This is a genomic window from Tropicimonas sp. IMCC6043, assembly GCF_004146235.1.
Taxonomy (GTDB): Bacteria; Pseudomonadota; Alphaproteobacteria; order Rhodobacterales; family Rhodobacteraceae; genus Tropicimonas.
The window spans coordinates 39649-56683 of the sequence record NZ_SELO01000004.1 but is presented as its reverse complement, the minus strand read 5'-3'; the positions used below and the strand labels follow the sequence as shown (position 1 = coordinate 56683).

The window sequence follows — 17035 nt, the reverse complement described above, 5'->3', positions numbered from 1 at the left end:
CGCTCCCTCGTTCTTTTCCTGTCAGGCGCCGATATGGTCGCGCGAGAAGCGCGCTGCAAGTTCGACATGGGTGGACCAGCGGAACTGGTCGACGACCTGCACCCAGTCGAGCCGGAAGCCGGCCCGGACGAGGATCGCGGCATCGCGGGCGAAGCTGACCGGATTGCAGGAGATCGCGGCGATCCGGTCGATGCGCGAGGCGGCAAGCTCGGTGGTCTGGGCGCTGGCGCCGGCGCGCGGCGGGTCGATTACCGCCGCATCGAACCGGGCCAGCTCATCGGACATGAGCGGGCGGCGGAACAGGTCCCGGATCTCGGCGGTGACCGGCTTGAGCCCCTCGGCGCCGCGCCAGCCGGCGTCGAGCGCCCCTGTCAGCGGGGCGAGACCCTCGACGGCGTGAACCTCGGCACGCCGCGCCAGCGGCAGCGAAAAGGTGCCGCAGCCGGCGAAGAGATCGACCACGCGCCCCACTTCGCCGACGGCGTCGCGAACGGAGGCGAGAAGCGCCGCCTCGCCCTCAGCCGTCGCCTGCAGGAAGGCGCCCGGAGGCGGGCTCACGGCGATGCCGTCGAAACGCAGGACCGGGGCCGCGCGCAGCGCGACGACCTCGTCCTCCCAGCTCAGCCGCGCCAAGCCATGCGCTTCGGCGATGCCGGCGAGTGCTCCGCGAAGCTCTATATCGAGCGGTTTGCCGCCAGTGACGGCGACGTCCGGCCCGATGTCGCTCAGCATCGTCGTGAAGGACAGTTCACCCTTGCGCGATCCGCCGGCCCGAACCATCGCGGCCAGTGCCGGCCGCAGCGCAAGCAATCCCGGTGCAACAAGCTCACAGCCGGGCACCTCGACCAGCGTCTCCGAGGCGCGGGCATGGAAGCCGATGAGCGCCTCCTTCCGGGTGCGCCGACCGGAAAAGGCAGCGCGACGGCGGCTCTGCGGCGGCGAGGTCAACACGGGCCGGAACTCCGTCTCCAACCCCTGAGCTTCCAACGCCGCGCGGACGATCCCGAGCTTCCATTCGGCGACAAACGCGTCCCCGGCGTGCTGGACCGCGCAGCCGCCGCAGCTCCGAAAGTGACGGCAGGGCGGGGAGACGCGATCCGGCGAAGGCGTCTCGATCCGCGGCGACTCGATCCGGTCGCCGGCCAGCTCGCCCGACACCACTTCGCCCGGCAGCGTACGCGGGACATAGATCGGGCCGGGTGCGATCCCGTCGCCGTGATGTCCCAGGCGCTCGACAGTGACCGTTGTCATTCCGCCGCCGCGTCGATGTTCAGGAATCCGCCCGATTGCCGCTGCCAGTAGCGCGCATAGAGTCCGTCCTGTGCCAGCAGGGCGGCGTGGCTGCCTTGTTCGACGATGCGGCCCTGGTCGAGCACCACGATCCGGTCCATCCGGGCGATGGTCGAGAGCCGATGGGCGATGGCGAGCACGGTCTTGCCCGCCATGACCCGCTCCAGCGCCGCCTGGATCTGCGCCTCGACCTCGCTGTCGAGCGCCGAAGTCGCCTCGTCGAGCACCAGGATCGGCGCGTCCTTCAGGATCGCGCGGGCAAGCGCGATTCGTTGCCGCTGCCCGCCCGAGAGCCGCACGCCGCGTTCTCCGAGATGGGCATCATAGCCCTCGCGGCCTTTGAAATCCCTCAGGCCGAGGATGAAATCATGCGCCTCGGCGCGCCGCGCGGCGGCTATCATCTCGGCGTCGGTGGCGCCCGGCCTGCCATAGAGCAGGTTCTCGCGCGCCGAACGGTTGAACATCTCGGTCTCCTGGGTGACCAGCCCGACCTGGCGGCGCAGCGAATCCTGGGTGATGCCGCGTATCTCGTGGCCATCGATCCGGACCGCGCCGGCCTCGGGATCGTGCAGGCGCAGCAGGAGGCTCACCAGCGTCGACTTGCCCGCACCCGAAGCCCCGACAAGCCCGACCTTTTCGCCCGGATGCAGAAGCAGGGACACGTCGTCGATCCCGCCCGCGCCCGCGCCGCGGCCATAGTTGAAAGACAGGTTCTCGAATCGGATCTCGCCTCGGCAGGCCGGCAGCGGCCTTGCGCCGTCGGCGTCAGTGAGCCCGTGCGGCACGGCGAGCGTGCGTATTCCGTCCTCGACCTCACCCAGATTGGCGTAGATGGCCATCAGCGTGAAGCTGACCCAGCCGGTCATCTGGGCGATGCGGATCGCGATCGTGCCCGAGGCGGCAATGTCGCCCGCGCTCGCATGGCCCTGCGACCAGAGCAGCAATGTGCCGCCGATGAGAAGCACCGGCAGGGTGCCCGCAAGTGTCATCAGGAGGGTCCGGAACAGCGTGGCGATGGTTCCGAAATGGATTGCCGTGTCGCGAAAGCGCGCCATGGCCGAGAGCGCCGCGCGGTCTTCCTGTCCGACATGGGCGAAGAGCTTGACCGTCTTGATGTTGGTGATGGTGTCGACCACCTGGCCCGAGACCATCGCCCGGGCCCCGGCCCGCGCCTTGGAACGCAGCCGGATGCGGGGCAGGAAGTAGCTGACGAGCGCGAAATAGCAGGCCAGCCAGATCGTCAATGCCAGCGCGACGCGCCAGTCGATCGAGGTCAGCAGCAATGCCGAGCCGATCAGCGTCGCCAGTGCGAAGAAGACAACATTGACGATCTCGTTGACGACTTCGGTGACAGCCCGGGCGGTCTGCATCTGTTTCTGGGCGATGCGGCCGGCGAAATCATTGTCGAAGAAGGTAACGGACTGGCCGAGGGTCCAGCGGTGGAGCCGCGAGAGCACGAGCGGCGTCACGTTCGGCTGGACGACGACCGCGCTCGCCAGCGCCGAAGCGCCGAAAAAGACTGGACGCAGCAGCACGAAGAAGGCGACCGCGCCGAGAAGCAGCCACAGATGGCCGGAAAAGAAGGCGTCCGGGCCGGCATCGAGGGCCGTGTCGATGATGCGGCCGAGCAGCAGGGCGCTGACCACCTCAAGCGTGCCGACCATCGCGGAGATCACGCCCGCGCCAAGCAGCACCGGCAGTGCTCCCTTCAGGCACCAGCGCAGGAAGGCCAGCAGGTGGCGCGGCGGCGGCCCCTCGGTGGGCGCGAAGGCTGCGATCAGCGCGGAGGGCTTCACTGGGCCGCCTCGATGCCGGGTTCGGTCGGGTCCATGCCGATGAAGCCGCCCGACTGCCGTTCCCAGAACCGCGCGTAGAGCCCGCCGCGGGCAAGCAGTTCGTCATGCGTGCCCGACTCGGCGACATGGCCGCTGTCGAGCACAAGGATCCTGTCCATCCGGGCGATGGTGGAGAGCCGGTGCGCGATGGCGATGACGGTCTTGCCCTCCATAACGCCGTAGAGCGTGTCCTGAATGGCCGCCTCGACCTCGCTGTCGAGCGCCGACGTGGCCTCGTCGAGCAGCAGGATCGGCGCGTCCTTGAGGATCACTCGCGCCAGCGTGATCCGCTGGCGCTGGCCGCCCGAGAGTTTGACGCCGCGCTCGCCCACCTTGGCGGCATAGCCGGTGTTTCCGTCGGAATCGGTGAGATCAAGAATGAAATCATGCGCGGCGGCCCGCTTTGCCGCGGCGATCATTCCCGTCTCGCTGGCTTCGGGCCGGCCGTAGAGGATGTTTTCGGCGATTGAGCGATGAAGCAGCGCGGACTCCTGCTGAACCATCCCGATCCGGCGGCGAAGCGAATCCTGCGTCACGGCGGTCACGTCCTGCCCGTCGATCTCGATTCTGCCGCCCTCGGGGTCGTAGAAACGCAGGAGCAGTTTCACCAGAGTCGACTTGCCAGCCCCGGACCGGCCGACCAGCCCGACCTTTTCGCCCGGCTCGATGGTGAGCGACACCCGGTCGAGCCCGCCGGCACCGCGGCCGTAGTGGTGGCTCACTTCGTGAAAAGCGATCCGCCCCTCGGTCAGTGCCAGCTCCGGCGCGTTGGCCGCATCGGTGAGGGTGATCGGCTGGGCGATGGTCTCCATCCCCTCGGCCACCACGCCGAGGTTACGGAAGAAGCTGGACACCGCCCACATGATCCAGCCGGTCATCGCATTGAGCCTCAGCGTCAGCGCCGTCGCGGCAGCGACGACACCGACCGTCGCAGCGCCCTGGGACCAGAGCGCGATCGCCCAGCCGACCACGCCGACGATAAGCCAGCCGTTGATCAGCGTGAGCGCGATGTCCATCACGGTGAAGATCCGCATCTCCACCTGGAAGGTGCGGCGGGTGTTCTCGATCGCCTCGCGGGCATAGTCCATTTCCCGGTCGTGATGCGCGAACATCTTGACCGAGTGGATATTGGTATAGGCGTCGACCACCCGGCCGGTGACCTCGGAGCGCGCGTCCGAGGCGGCCTTCGCGGCCGGGCCGACGCTCCGGATCGTCCAGCGCAGCAAAATGGCATAGGCCGCAAACCAGAGGGCCAGCGGCACCGCGAGCCGCGGGTCGGCCTGCATCAGCAGCACCGCGGCGCCGGCGAGATAGGCCAGCGCGAAGGTCAGCGCGTCAAAGATCTGGAAGATCGCCTCGCCGGCGGCCGGCGGCGTCTGCATGATGCGGTTGGCGATCCGGCCGGCGAAATCGTTCTCGAACCACCCGACCGACTGGCGCAGCACGTGCCGGTGCGCGCGCCAGCGGATCAGCGTGCCAAAATTCGGCATGATCGCGTTGTTCAGTACCAGAACGTCGAGGGCCTGGAGTGCCGGGCGCAACAGCAGGATGAAGGCGGCGATTCCGACGAGTTCCCAGCCGTATTCGTCCCAGACCGCACCGGGGGAGCTTCCCGACAGGATGTCGACCACCCGGCCCATGTAGTGGATCAGCCCGACCTCGACCGCCGCCACCAGGACCGAAAGCAGCGCGGCCAGCGCAAATACCCGCCGGAACGGCCGGGCATAGACCGCTAGAAATGGCCAGAGCCGATGCGGCGGGGTGTCGGTCTCCTCATACGGTGTATAGGGATCGACGAGGGTCTCGAAGTGACGGAACACGGAAGGCACACCTTGGAAACAGGACGGGGCGTGGGGATCGCCCGAACCTGTTATCGCAAAAGCGGCACATCCGAAAGGCGGCTCACCCGAGCAGGAGGGCCAGCACGCTCGCCGCGATCACCGCGGCCATGACGAGGTTGAAGCGGCGCAGGTGATGCGCCTTGGTGAGCCAGCGGGTGAAGGCGCGGCCGAGGATGGCCTAGGTGGTGGCACTGCCGAGCCCCATGATGACGAAAACCGCGCCGAGCGTGAGCGCCGAGGCGAACGGGGCCTCGGGCTGGATGAACTGGGAGGTGACCGCCACGGCCAGCGCCCAGCCCTTGGGATTGATCCACTGAAAGGCCGCGGCTTCCAGGAGGGTGAAGGGCCGCTGCTCGCCGTCGGCGCGGCTCATCCCGCCCGACGTGGCGATCTTCCAGGCGATCCAGAGCAGGATCGCCGCACCGATCCAGCGCAGCGACTCGCGCAGCAGCGTCGAGGCCTGAAAGAGACCGCCGAGGAAAAATCCGACAAGGAAGATCATCAGCGGAAAGACAATGCCGATTCCGAGCACATGCGGCAGCGTGCGTCGCAAGCCGAATGTGGCCCCGGAACTGGCGACCAGCGCGTTGTTCGGCCCGGGCGTGAACGCGCCGACGGAAGCGATCGCCAGGAGGGCGAGGAAGCTTTCGAGGCTCATTCGCATCCACCCTTGAGAAGATCGGCGCGGTCCAGCCGGAAGCCGGAATCAATCCATCGCCGCTCCATCGCCTTCATCGCCGTGCCGATCTCGGGGCCCCGATGCGCGGGCATCAGGTCGCGCGCACGAACCGGGAAGACCGCCCGCGCGCCCTGATCGACCGCCGCAAGGGTCGCGGGCGCCACGGACACCCCCATCAGCGCGGCGTGGAGAATGATTGCCGCCGGCCCGTCGACCCGGCCGAGACGGTACCCGGTCTCGCCCGGCGACATCTCAGACCGCGCGGCCTGCGAGATCGCCGCCAGTCGGCGTGCATCCTTGCGGCTGAGCCGCAACCTCTCCTCAACCGATTCCCCACCGAGCGCGGCGAGGCGGAGCACCGGGTCGGGCCGACGGCCGAGCTGGCCTTCGAGATGCACCAGGATCGGCAACGCAGTCACGTCGGCACCGGGCAGGATTGCCGGCAGGACGCCGGTTGTCTGCATGACGCCGGCCGCGTGGCTCGGCTCGGGCGCGGCGAGCAGCTTGCGCATCTCGCTGCCGATCCGCTCGGCAGAGATCTGTGCGAGCCCCGCGCTCTGCGTGGCGCAGGCGTCGAGCGCCTCCGGGTCCATCCCCTGCTCGGGATCGGCGAACCAGGCGGAGAACCGGAAGAACCGCAGGATGCGCAGGTAGTCCTCCTGCACCCGGTGGGTCGCATCGCCCACGAAGCGCAGGCGGCGCGCCCGCAGGTCGGGCAGGCCGTCCAGCGGGTCGTGGATCTCGCCGCGGGCGTCGCAATAGATCGCGTTCATCGTGAAGTCGCGCCGCCGCGCGTCGTCGGCAACGTCGGTTGCGAAGCGTACAACTGCACGGCGGCCATCGGTGGCCACGTCGCGGCGGAATGTCGTGATCTCGAAGGGCTCGTCATCCACCACGACGGTGACGGTACCGTGGTCGATCCCCGTCGGAATGACCTTCAGCCCGGCATCCCGCATCAGCAGGGTGACGTCCTCGGGAGTCGCGTCGGTCGAGAGGTCGTGGTCGGTGACCGGGAACCCCAGCAACGTGTTGCGCACGCAGCCGCCGACGAAGAGCGCCTGGAAGCCGCCAGCTTCAAGCATGGCGCAGACATGCTGCACCGCCGGGATGTCGAGCCAGTGTGCCTCGATCCGCATCAGGGTTGCATCCTGTCAGCGAGGACGCGGAGGATGCGCGCGGTCGCGCCCCAGATGTAATAGGGGCCGTGCGGCACGGTGTAGAAGCTGCGCCAGGTGCCGCGCCAGCGTCGGCGCTCGATGGAAAAGCGGGCCGGGTCGGTGACCAGCGCGAGCGGAACGCGAAAGACTTCCTGCACCTCGCCCGGCTCCGGCACGGGCTCGAACGTGTCACGCAGCAGGCCGACAACGGGCGTAACCCGGAAGCCGGTTACCGTTTCGTGGCTGGGGAGGCGGCCGAGGATCTCGACATTCCCGGGAACGAGGCCGATCTCCTCGCGCGCCTCGCGAAGCGCCGCGGCCTCGAGGCCGGTATCCGTCTCGTCGAGCTTGCCGCCCGGAAACGCGACCTGGCCTGGATGGTGCTTGAGCCGGGAAGAGCGCTTGGTGAGGTAGAGGCGCTGGCCGCGCGGCTCGAGCGCGATAGGGACGAGCACCGCGGCGTCGCGCAGCTTCCGGTTCGGCGGCAGCACGACATCGCGGTTCAGGTCATAGTCCGACGAGGGCAGGCCCGGCGCCGCGATGGCCCTCAGGAGCCGGGTGCGAAGGGTGTCACGCTCCGTCACCCGGTGCCTCCTCGGCCTCGAAGCCGAGCGTTTTCGGGTCGAACACGTAATGCGCGCCGCAGAACTGGCAGTCGGCGGTCACGGTTCCGGCCTCGGTCGTCATGTGGCCGATATCCTTGGCCGAATAGATCGACAGCGACTGGCGCACCTTCGCAGGCGAGCAAGTGCAGCCGAATTCGACCGGCTGGCTTTCGAACACGCGCGGGCTCTCCTCGCCGAAGAGCCGGACCAGGAGATCGGTCGGCTGGACCGCCGGACCGACGAGCTCAAGCGTTTCGACCGTGTCGAGCAGGATGTTGGCCCGGTCCCAGTTCTCTTCTTCCTCGCCCTCGAGAATGTCGCTCGCCTGCAAGAGGCGCGGCGCGTTCTCGTCGGTGTCGGAGGATACGGCGGACGACGCCTTCGGCATCGTCTGCAGCATGATTCCGCCACCGCGCCAGCCTTCGCGGTCGGCTTCGGTCGAGTGGCCGAAGCTGAGCGCGAAACGGGTCGGGAGCTGCTCCGACTGCGCGAAATAGGTCTCGGCGCACTGCGCGAGGCTGCCACCCGCGATCGGCGTGATGCCCTGGTAAGGCGTGGTGCCCTGGCCCTGGTCGATCAGGATCGCGAAATAGCCCCGTCCGACAAGGTCGAAGGGCGGCGCGTCGAGTGGCCGGTTCTCGTCGAAACTGGCATAGGCCCGGATCTGCGCCGGAGCGCCGTCCTGCGCCGGAGCGAAGTAGTCCGTGGCGATCAGCCGGGCCGGCCCGTCGCCGCGAACCTGCAGCGACAGTTTCCAGCGCAGCTTGATCGTCTGGCCGATCAGTGCGGTGAGCAGGACCATCTCGGACACCAGGGCCTCGATCGCCGGCGGGTAGTCGTGCTGTTCGAGTACACGATTCAACACCCCGTCGAGGCGGGCGATCCGGCCACGCATGTCGGAGCGATCGAGTTGAAACGGCAGGACGGTATCGTCCCACGCAATACGGGATCCAAGTGTCATAGGGTTTCCTTGCGTGCCTTGGGCTGGCATATCGCAGCCATGTAGGCGCGGCAATGCGCGGTGAAAAGGGGGGCGGCATGATCCGGCGTGTCGGCGAACGGGTTCAGGCGACGCAGCGATACCAGCTGAGGCCCGGTGTCTATGCGATCCTGCGGCGCGGCGATCTGGTCCTTCTAACCCATCAGGCCGAGCCGGTTCCGGAGCTCCAGCTGCCCGGTGGTGGAATCGACCCCGGCGAGCAACCGATCGCGGCGCTGCATCGCGAGGTCTACGAGGAAACCGGCTGGACGATGCGGGTCACGCGCCGGCTCGGCGCCTTCCGCCGCTTCACCTACATGCCGGATTACGACATCTGGGCGGAGAAACTCTGCGCGGTATATCTTGGTGCGCCCGTGCTCCGGAAAGGATCGCCACCGGAGCCGGGTCATCTCGCGCTGTGGTTGCCCGCTGTGGAGGCGGCTGATGCGCTGGGCAATGCCGGGGACCGGCACTTCATGAGGCGGTTGCTCGGTAAGTGATGCCGGCGAGACTCGGTCAGTCCGCGTTCTGCTTGGGCCCGTCGAATTCGAAGAGCACGGCGGAGACGTCGTCGGTGAACTCCCGGTCTCCGGCATGGTGGCCGAGATCCCAGGTCAGCGCTTCCAGGAACGCCTGTCCTTTCAGAGCCGAATGCGCCGCCATCGATCGGCGGATGCCATCCTCCTCGAACATCTCGCCCTGCGGTGTTTCGCATTCGGTGACACCGTCGGAGGCAATCAGGAGCCGGTCGCCGGGCCGGAGGTCGAACTCGACCCGTTCATAGGATGCCCCGGCCACAAGGCCGATCGGCAGGCCGCCGAACCCCTGGAACTCGACCGATCCGTCGGCCCGCTGGACCGCAGGGTGCGGATGCCCGGCCTGAACCATGGAGACGTGGCCGCTCACAAGGTCGACCTCGGCGAAGAGCAGCGTGAAGTAGGTTTCCGTCTGGATCTCGTCCAGCGTGAGCGCGTTGAGCCGCGCCGCCACCTCCTCGGGAGGATGCGCGTCGTAGATGCCGAACTCGCTCTCGAACAGCGCGAGATTCTGCTCTGGCGAACCGCCGGACAGGTAGCCCGCCAGCCGCGCCGTCATCAAAGCGGAGGCCACACCGTGGCCCGAGACGTCGAGCGCGAACATGGCGATACGGCTGGCGCTGATCGGGAAGAATCCCACAAGATCGCCGCCGACATGTCCACTCGGCCGAAGCAGGAGAGAGATCTGCGAGTCGCCGAAGCTGCGAAACCGCTCCCTGACGAGCGATTGCTGCAGCTTTCGTGCCTCAACAAGATCACTGTCGAGCGAGTCGTAGAGTGTCTGCAGCTCGTGCAGCGTGGCCGTCAGGAGCCGGTTCTTGTCGACCAGTTCTTTCTCCATCCGAAGAATCCGGTCGCCGGCATTGAGACGCGCGCGCAACTCGTCGCCGCTGACCGGCTTGGTGAGGAAATCGTCGGCGCCGGCGTCGAGGCCGTGCGCGACTTCCACTGCCTCGGATTTCGACGTGAGGAGAATGAAATACCCGTAGCTCTCGCGCTCCATCGCCCGGAAGGCCCGGCAGAAATCCGGGCCATTCATTCCGGGCATCATCCAGTCGCTGATGACGAAGTCCGGTTGCAGCGCGGCGCACATTTCCAGCGCTTCTGGCCCGGAAGCTGCTTCCTGGACCTCGAAACCCCAATGTTGGAGCGAGGCGGTAAGAATCCGCCGCTGCAGGCGGCTGTCATCCACGACCAGCACACGCGACCAGGCCCCCGGCCTCTCCTCGATTGCGCGATCCGCTCGCATCCGGTCTGGGATTTCCTTCGCTGTTCGGGCCGTTTGCGGCGCCTCTGACGCCAATGGGTGACACAGCTCCGTTAATGCCCGGTGAAATGCGGCGGCTCGCGGTGGCCTTGCGGGATAAGGCTTTTTTAAGGTCGCGTGGCTAGGTTGCGGTCACGATCACCGGAAACAGGCAGGAGAGGTTCTGACATGATCGACTGGAAACGCGTGTCTGACCTGCACGCCGAAATCGGCGATCCGGATTTCGAGGAGGTGGTCGAGCTGTTCATGGAGGAGGTGGAGGGCGTGATCCTTCGCCTGAGAACCGATCCCAAGCCGGAGCTTTACGCCGAAGACCTCCACTTCCTGAAGGGTTGTGCCGCAAATCTCGGATTCGTCGTATTCGCAACGCTTTGCCTCGCCGCAGAGAACAGGGCGGCGCGCGGTGCGGCAGACACGGTCGACCTGAATGAAATCTTCGATTGCTACGCGAGCTCGAAGGCCGATTTCCTGAGTGGCGTGGCCGAGGGGCTGGCGGCATGAAGCGCCTGATCCGGTGCGCCGATTGAGGCGCGTCAGATGACGAACTCGGCGAGCGTCTCGTCGCGCGTGATGTCGCTGTAAACGAGCCCCGCCGTGTCCAGCCGGGCAAAGAGCGCGGCGAAATTCGCCGGATGGGACGTCTCGATTCCGAGCAGCACCGAACCGAAGTTTCGCGCGGATTTCTTCATGTATTCGAACCGGGCGATGTCGTCGTCGGGTCCGAGGAGATCGAGGAAGTCGCGGAGCGCGCCGGGCCGCTGGGGCAGGCGCAAAAGGATGTATTTCTTGACTCCGGAGTAGCGCTGGGCGCGTTCCTTGACCTCCGGCAGCCGCTCGAAGTCGAAATTCCCGCCCGAGGTGATGCAGACGACGCGCCGGCCGCGGATCTGGTTGGCAAGATCGGGCAAAACGTCGACTGCGAGCGCGCCGGCCGGCTCGAGAACGATGCCCTCGACGTTTAGCATCTCGAGGATCGTGGTGCAGATCCGGTCCTCGGGCGCGCGCAGCACATCCGCGGGCGCCACATGGTCGAGCGCGGCGAAGGGAAGATCGCCGATTCGTGCTACCGCCGCCCCGTCGACAAAGGAGTTCACCTGCGCGAGCGTGACCGGATGTCCCGCGGCGACGGCCGCCGTCAGGCTGGCCCCGCCTTCCGGCTCGACATAGCGCAGCCCCACCATTGGCGCGGTTTCGCGCAGATAACGGGTCGCGCCGGCCGAGAGGCCGCCGCCGCCCACCGGCAGGATCACCACGTCGGGCGGCTCGATTTCATCGAGAATCTCCACCAGGACCGAAGCCTGCCCTTCGATCACGTCGGCATCGTCGAAAGGTGCGAGAAAATGGCCGCCCTCGGCGGCACACCATTTCTGTGCCTCCGCCAGCGTGTTGTCGAAATAGTCGCCGGTGAGCCGGATCTCGATGGAGTCGCCGCCGAAGATCCGCGTCTTCTGGATCTTCTGCTGCGGCGTCGTCACCGGCATGAAGACCACACCGCGCACGCCGAAATGTCGGCAGACATAGGCCATGCCCTGCGCGTGGTTGCCGGCGGAGGCACAGACGAAAAGCGTCTGGCTTGGCCGGGCAGCCAGCACCTTGCGCATGGCGTTGAACGCCCCGCGCAGCTTGTAGGAGCGCACCGGGGCCAGATCCTCGCGCTTGAGCAGGATCTCCGCGCCGTAGCGGTCCGAAAGGTGATCGTTGCGCTGAAGCGGTGTCGGCGGAAACAGGTGACGCAGTTCCGCAGTGGCCGCGCGGGCATTTTCGGCAAATGTGGTCATGCTGCCGGCCCTAGCAGGGACAGCGCTCTCATGCCACGGGAATCCGCCTTGCCCGGCCCCGGCATCCCGTCTAAACGGCAGCGTCTGTTGCAGATTGCGAGGAGCGAGATATGGCCCAGCCAAAGAAAGTGGTGCTTGCCTATTCCGGAGGGCTCGACACCTCGATCATCCTGAAATGGCTGCAGGTCGAATATGGCTGTGAGGTCGTGACCTTCACCGCGGATCTCGGCCAGGGCGAGGAACTCGAGCCCGCGCGCAAGAAGGCCGAGATGCTCGGCATCAAGCCCGAGAACATCTTCATCGAGGATCTGCGCGAGGAATTCGTGCGCGATTTCGTCTTCCCCATGTTCCGGGCAAACGCGCAATACGAGGGGCTCTACCTGCTCGGTACCTCCATCGCGCGGCCACTCATTTCCAAGCGCCTCGTCGAGATCGCCGCCGAAACCGGAGCTGACGCGGTCGCCCACGGCGCGACCGGCAAGGGCAACGACCAGGTCCGCTTCGAGCTTTCGGCCTATGCGCTCAACCCGGAGATCAAGGTGATCGCGCCCTGGCGCGAATGGGATCTTGGCAGCCGCACGAAGCTTCTGGAATTCGCCGAGGAGCACCAGATTCCGATAGCCAAGGACAAGCGCGGCGAGGCGCCGTTCTCGGTCGATGCGAACCTTCTGCACACCTCCTCCGAGGGCAAGGTCCTGGAAGATCCGGCGCAGGAAGCGCCCGACTACGTCTATCAGCGCACCGTGCATCCCGAGGATGCGCCGGACACGCCCGAATTCATCGAGATCACGTTCGAGAAGGGCGATGCAGTTGCCATCAATGGCGAAGCGATGAGCCCGGCAACGATCCTGACCACGCTCAACGAATACGGTGGCAAGCACGGCATCGGCCGGCTGGACCTCGTCGAAGGCCGCTTCGTCGGCATGAAGTCGCGCGGCGTCTACGAGACACCCGGTGGCACGATCCTGCTCGACGCCCATCGCGGCATCGAGTCGATCACGCTCGACCGGATGCAGATCCATCTCAAGGACGAGCTGATGCCCCGCTATTCCGAGATGATCTATAACGGCTTCTGGTACAGCCCCGAACGCGAGATGCTGCAGGCGGCCATCGACAAGAGCCAGGAGCACGTGAGCGGCACAGTGCGGATGAAGCTTTACAAGGGGCTTGCGCGCGTCGTGGCCCGCTGGTCCGATCATTCTCTCTATTCGGAGGAGCAAGTGACCTTCGAGGAGGACATGGGGGCCTACGACCAGGCGGATGCGCAGGGCTTCATTCAGCTCCAGGGTCTCCGCCTCAGGCTTCTGGCAAACCGGGACCGGAAGTTCCGCTGAGCACGCCGAGCGGATAGCGCGCCAGTTCCTCGTGGCGCGCTGGGCCGTGGCCGAGGGTCGAGCGGAAGAGCGCGAAGCTTTCGGCCTCGAACCCTGGGAGAGGTGCCAGCGCGTTGTCTGCGAGGAAGGCTCCGAGCCGGTCGGTCGCGGGCGGGCGGTTGAACCGCGCCAGCGTGACATGCGGCCGGTAGCGACGGCGGGCAAGCGACAGACCGGTGCCGCGGGCCGCCCGCAGCACGCTCTCGTGCAACTGGATCAGTCCCGGTGCCTGCCGGACGCTCGCATGTAGGATTTCCGGGCTTCTTGCTCCGAAGAGGTCGAGCCCTGTGAAGGCGACCGGAACCGATGGGAGATGGATCGCGCCGAGCGCGTCATCGAGCTCAGGTAGCACCGTCTCCGCGACTTCGTCGAGGAAAGCCAACGTGAGGTGAAGGTTTTCCCGCGGTGTCGGGCGACCGAGTGCCAGCCGGGCCGCCAGCGCTTCGAGGCGGTCCAGTAATCCCTCGGGCAGGGAAATCGCAACGAAGAGCCGCATCGCGCCTCAGCCCGCGCCGAGCTTCTCGCGCAGCTCCCGCAACACCGGCAGCGCCTGGCGGACGCGCTCCGGGCCGATCTCCTTGACCACTTCGGCGATGATCGGCGAGACGGCGGCGATCGCAGCCTCGCGCGCCGCGCGCCCCGAGGGGCTGATTGAGACGAACTTGCGCCGCGCGTCGTCCCAGTCGGGCCGGACGTGGACATGGCCGGCCCATTCCAGCTTGGACAGCGTATTGGTCATTGCGCCACGAGTGAGATGGAACGCCTGGGCGAGTTGCGCCGGCGTGCGTTCCTCGCCGACGCGCGCGAGGTGGTTCAGCACCGAGAACTGGCTGATTTCCATGCCGTTCGGGAGCGCCTTGGACAGGCGGTTATGGGCAAGCTGGTCGATCGTGAAGATCTCGGAGAACAGCGCCACGGCCAGGCTGTCAGTCTGCTGGCTCATCCGGGGCCTCCGAACGGCCGGTCATGGGCGAGCGAGGGCACGCGGGCGCGGGCGCGGGCGACCGCCTGGAGGTTGAGATCGACGAGCGTGATCCCGGTGTCCGTTCCCGCATCTGCCAGCACCTCGCCCCAGGGCGAGACGGCCATGGCATGACCATGCGTGTTGCGGGCGCGGCCGCGACTGGCCGCATGGGTCCCGGTCTGGGCGGGCGCCAGCACGTAGGCGCCGCACTCGATCGCCCGGGCCCGCAGGAGCGGCTCCCAATGCGCCGCGCCGGTGACGGGCGAGAAGGCCGCCGGGATAGTCAGGATCTCCGCGCCGGCCTGGGCAAGGCGGCGGTAGAGCTGCGGGAAGCGGATGTCGTAGCACACCGTCATGCCGATGCGGCCGATCGGCGTTTCGGCCAGCACCGCCTCCGCACCCGGCCGAAAGCCCGCGGACTCCCGATAGGTCTCGGTCTCGGAGACCTCGACATCGAACATGTGGATCTTGTCGTAACGCGCGACGATCCCGCCTGAAGGGTCGATCAGGAAGGAGCGGTTGGCGAAGCGGCCGTCAGGGTCGTCGGTCTGGAGCGCGAGCGAGCCGATCAGCAGCCAGATCCCGTGCAAAGCCGCAGCCTCGCGAAGGCCGGCGAGCGTCCGGTCTTCCGCCTCGGGCTGCAGCACCTCGCGCTGGCGCGTCCGGCTGGCCGAAACGCAGTTCGTCACCTCCGGCGTCAGCACGAAACCGGCGCCCTCGCCCACCGCTCGGTCCAGCAGCTTGCGTGTCTCCGGCAGGTTGGCTGCAGGATCGTCCGAGACGTTGAGCTGGAGGAGGCCGGCGCGCATGACGATCTCAGGCGACTGCGCTCAGCAGCGAATCCAGCCTGCCGGCACGTTCCAGCCCGTAGAGCTCGTCGCAGCCTCCGACATGGGAGCCGCCGATGAAGATCTGCGGCACGGAATAGCCGCCATTCGCTCGATTCATCATCTCCTGCCGACGCTGCGGTTCGCGCGCGACATCAACCTCGGAAAAGGCGACGCCCTTCTCTTCGAGAAGGCGTTTGGCGGCATGGCAATAGCCGCAATAGGGTGTTGTGTAGATCTCGACGGGTTGCATGTTACTTGCCTCAGACTGGTCCGGGCGAGACCTTACCTGTCCTTGACAACACGCGCCAGTGCCAGCACCCGCACATCCCCTGCGCCCGCCGAATAGCAGGCTTCCGCACAGGCGGCGAGCGTCGCGCCCGAGGTCAGCACATCGTCGACGAGAAGCACGGGCCGGTCCGCGATCCGTGCGTGATGGCGGGGCGGCACGCGGATCGCTCCGGCGACGTTGGCGAACCTGGCGTCCACGCCCTTGCCCTCTTGGGTTCCGGTGAAACGGTGCCGGACGAGCAGGTCGGGGCAATGCTCGAGGCCAAGCTCCCGGGCGACCACCGACCCCAGCAGCCCGGCCTGGTTGTAGCGGCGCCGGAACAGGCGGCGCCAGTGCAGCGGTGCCGGGGCGACGATCTGGCCGGGCAGGCGGATATCCTGCGCGACCCGCGCCATCCAGCGGCCGGCCGGCTCGGCAAGGTCGGTCCGGTCGCCGTGCTTCAGGGCGAGCACGAGGGTCCGGGCATTGTCGCGATAGGCCAGAACCGCGCGACCGCGGGTCCAGAGGCGCGCGGAGACGCGGCAATCGTCGCAATGGACGATTTCGGTCGGGTCATCACCGAGCAGCGGCGCGCCGCAGAGGTCGCAGCGGAGCCCTGCGAGGAATGGCGTCCTGCTCCAGCAGTCCGGGCAGAGGCCGTGATCGGTTCCGACGATCGCGTTGCAGGTCAGGCAATGGGGAGGATAGACAAGGCGCATCACCGCCTGAACTCCGGATTGCAGAACGGCCGATCTCATCATGACCCACCCCCGATTGACCGACCGTGCCGCCCTCGCCCGCGCGCGTGACCGTGCGCGCCGCAGCCCGGGCGGCATGGCGGATTTCCTCCACCGCTGCGTTGCGGACGATCTGGAGGAGAGACTTCTGATGATTAACAAAAGCTTTACGGATCCGGTTGTGATCTCGGGATATCCCGATCTGTGGGCGGAGCTGATGCCATCGGCGCGGCAGGTCGCCGACGACGAGGTGCTGGCGCTGGAGGCCGGCGCGCATGACCTCGTTGTCCATGCGATGGCGCTGCACTGGGCCGACGACCCTGTGGGCCAGCTCTCGCAGGCGCGACTCGCGCTCCGCCCCGACGGTCTGTTCCTCGGTTTCTCCTTGGGCGGCGAGACATTGACGGAACTGCGGCAGGCGCTCGCCGCGGCCGAGGTTGCGGAGATGGGTGGGCTCTCGCCGCGCGTCGCGCCGATGGGCGAGATCCGCGACATGGGCAGCCTTATGCAGCGCGCGGGCTTTGCCTTGCCGGTCGCCGACAGCCTTCCCCTGACGGTCAGCTACGAGACGCCTTTTCACCTGATGCGCGACCTGCGCGCTATGGGCGAGAACAACGTATTGGCCGAGCGGCACCGCGTGCCGGCGCCGCGCCGCCTCTTCCAGCGCGCGGCCGAGGAATATGCGCGCGCGCATGCCACTGAGGATGGCCGCGTGCGCGCCACCTTCGAGATCATCGTGCTGACCGGTTGGGCGCCGGATACCTCGCAGCCGAAACCTTTGCGCCCAGGATCGGCGGCCATGCGGCTCGCCGACGCGCTCGGCGCGAAGGAAATCGGTCTCGGCGAGAAAGCGCGCCCCGGAAGACGCGACGACGAGGATTGACCCTCAGGGTCAG

The 17035-nt window shown here is 67.2% G+C and carries 18 protein-coding genes; 4 read left to right on the top strand and 14 right to left on the bottom strand.

Annotated features, from left to right (window positions below; genetic code table 11):
* Positions 1 to 21: 21 nt before the first annotated feature.
* The 7 genes from EU800_RS06265 to EU800_RS06235 form a co-directional block, all read right to left on the bottom strand.
* Complete coding sequence (locus EU800_RS06265; protein ID WP_129629696.1) at positions 22 to 1251, bottom strand: class I SAM-dependent RNA methyltransferase; 1230 nt, start codon at positions 1249 to 1251, stop codon at positions 22 to 24.
* Positions 1248 to 3086 carry an ABC transporter ATP-binding protein gene (locus EU800_RS06260; RefSeq protein ID WP_129629694.1) on the bottom strand — a complete coding sequence of 613 codons (1839 nt, stop codon included), beginning with the start codon at positions 3084 to 3086 and terminating at the stop codon, positions 1248 to 1250. The genes EU800_RS06265 and EU800_RS06260 overlap by 4 nt, the downstream gene beginning before the upstream one ends.
* On the bottom strand, positions 3083 to 4945 hold the full coding sequence (locus EU800_RS06255; protein WP_129629692.1) for an ABC transporter ATP-binding protein: 1863 nt from the start codon (positions 4943 to 4945) through the stop codon (positions 3083 to 3085). Before EU800_RS06255 ends, EU800_RS06260 begins: the two co-directional genes overlap by 4 nt.
* Before the next feature lie 199 nt (positions 4946 to 5144).
* A complete protein-coding gene (locus EU800_RS06250; protein WP_165354577.1) occupies positions 5145 to 5624 on the bottom strand; it encodes a LysE family translocator in 480 nt (159 codons plus the stop codon).
* Entirely contained in the window at positions 5621 to 6781 is a 1161-nt protein-coding gene (locus tag EU800_RS06245; protein ID WP_129629688.1) for a CCA tRNA nucleotidyltransferase, read from the bottom strand. Before EU800_RS06245 ends, EU800_RS06250 begins: the two co-directional genes overlap by 4 nt.
* On the bottom strand, positions 6781 to 7386 hold the full coding sequence (locus tag EU800_RS06240; RefSeq protein WP_129629686.1) for a CoA pyrophosphatase: 606 nt from the start codon (positions 7384 to 7386) through the stop codon (positions 6781 to 6783). Before EU800_RS06240 ends, EU800_RS06245 begins: the two co-directional genes overlap by 1 nt.
* Positions 7373 to 8368 (bottom strand): Hsp33 family molecular chaperone HslO, encoded by a 996-nt coding sequence (locus EU800_RS06235; protein WP_129629684.1) that lies wholly within the window; start codon positions 8366 to 8368, stop codon positions 7373 to 7375. Before EU800_RS06235 ends, EU800_RS06240 begins: the two co-directional genes overlap by 14 nt.
* 77 nt (positions 8369 to 8445) lie before the next feature.
* On the opposite strand from EU800_RS06235, the gene EU800_RS06230 reads away from it, so the two are divergent.
* A complete protein-coding gene (locus EU800_RS06230) occupies positions 8446 to 8886 on the top strand; it encodes an NUDIX domain-containing protein (protein ID WP_129629682.1) in 441 nt (146 codons plus the stop codon).
* Between the two features lie 16 nt (positions 8887 to 8902).
* Here EU800_RS06230 and EU800_RS06225 read toward each other — a convergent pair whose 3' ends face one another.
* Complete coding sequence (locus EU800_RS06225; RefSeq protein ID WP_129629680.1) at positions 8903 to 10171, bottom strand: PP2C family protein-serine/threonine phosphatase; 1269 nt, start codon at positions 10169 to 10171, stop codon at positions 8903 to 8905.
* A 186-nt stretch (positions 10172 to 10357) separates the two neighbouring features.
* Here EU800_RS06225 and EU800_RS06220 point away from each other — a divergent pair, with 186 nt between their 5' ends.
* Positions 10358 to 10690, top strand: coding sequence for an Hpt domain-containing protein (locus EU800_RS06220; protein WP_129629678.1), 333 nt, complete (start codon positions 10358 to 10360; stop codon positions 10688 to 10690).
* Positions 10691 to 10722: 32 nt separating this feature from the next.
* On the opposite strand, the gene ilvA is transcribed toward EU800_RS06220, so the two are convergent.
* Entirely contained in the window at positions 10723 to 11967 is a 1245-nt protein-coding gene (gene ilvA, locus EU800_RS06215; RefSeq protein ID WP_129629676.1) for a threonine ammonia-lyase IlvA, read from the bottom strand.
* Between the two features lie 110 nt (positions 11968 to 12077).
* On the opposite strand from ilvA, the gene EU800_RS06210 reads away from it, so the two are divergent.
* Positions 12078 to 13301, top strand: a complete 1224-nt coding sequence (locus EU800_RS06210) for an argininosuccinate synthase (RefSeq protein WP_129629674.1) — start codon at positions 12078 to 12080, stop codon at positions 13299 to 13301.
* Here the strand turns inward: EU800_RS06210 and thpR are convergent.
* The 5 genes from thpR to EU800_RS06185 are packed head-to-tail and all read right to left on the bottom strand — an operon-like array spanning position 13264 to position 16163.
* Positions 13264 to 13836, bottom strand: coding sequence for an RNA 2',3'-cyclic phosphodiesterase (gene thpR, locus EU800_RS06205; protein ID WP_129629672.1), 573 nt, complete (start codon positions 13834 to 13836; stop codon positions 13264 to 13266). The two genes, EU800_RS06210 and thpR, sit on opposite strands and share 38 nt — an antisense overlap.
* Positions 13837 to 13842: 6 nt before the next feature.
* Positions 13843 to 14283, bottom strand: a complete 441-nt coding sequence (locus EU800_RS06200) for a MarR family winged helix-turn-helix transcriptional regulator (RefSeq protein WP_129629670.1) — start codon at positions 14281 to 14283, stop codon at positions 13843 to 13845.
* Entirely contained in the window at positions 14280 to 15113 is an 834-nt protein-coding gene (locus tag EU800_RS06195) for a carbon-nitrogen hydrolase family protein (protein ID WP_129629668.1), read from the bottom strand. Before EU800_RS06195 ends, EU800_RS06200 begins: the two co-directional genes overlap by 4 nt.
* A gap of 7 nt (positions 15114 to 15120) precedes the next feature.
* On the bottom strand, positions 15121 to 15384 hold the full coding sequence (grxC, locus tag EU800_RS06190; RefSeq protein ID WP_129629666.1) for a glutaredoxin 3: 264 nt from the start codon (positions 15382 to 15384) through the stop codon (positions 15121 to 15123).
* A gap of 32 nt (positions 15385 to 15416) precedes the next feature.
* Positions 15417 to 16163: a double zinc ribbon domain-containing protein gene (locus EU800_RS06185; protein WP_371685583.1), complete on the bottom strand. Its 747-nt coding sequence runs from the start codon at positions 16161 to 16163 to the stop codon at positions 15417 to 15419.
* Here EU800_RS06185 and EU800_RS06180 point away from each other — a divergent pair.
* On the top strand, positions 16162 to 17022 hold the full coding sequence (locus tag EU800_RS06180; RefSeq protein WP_129629664.1) for an SAM-dependent methyltransferase: 861 nt from the start codon (positions 16162 to 16164) through the stop codon (positions 17020 to 17022). The genes EU800_RS06185 and EU800_RS06180 overlap by 2 nt on opposite strands.
* The last annotated feature ends 13 nt before the right edge of the window (positions 17023 to 17035 follow it).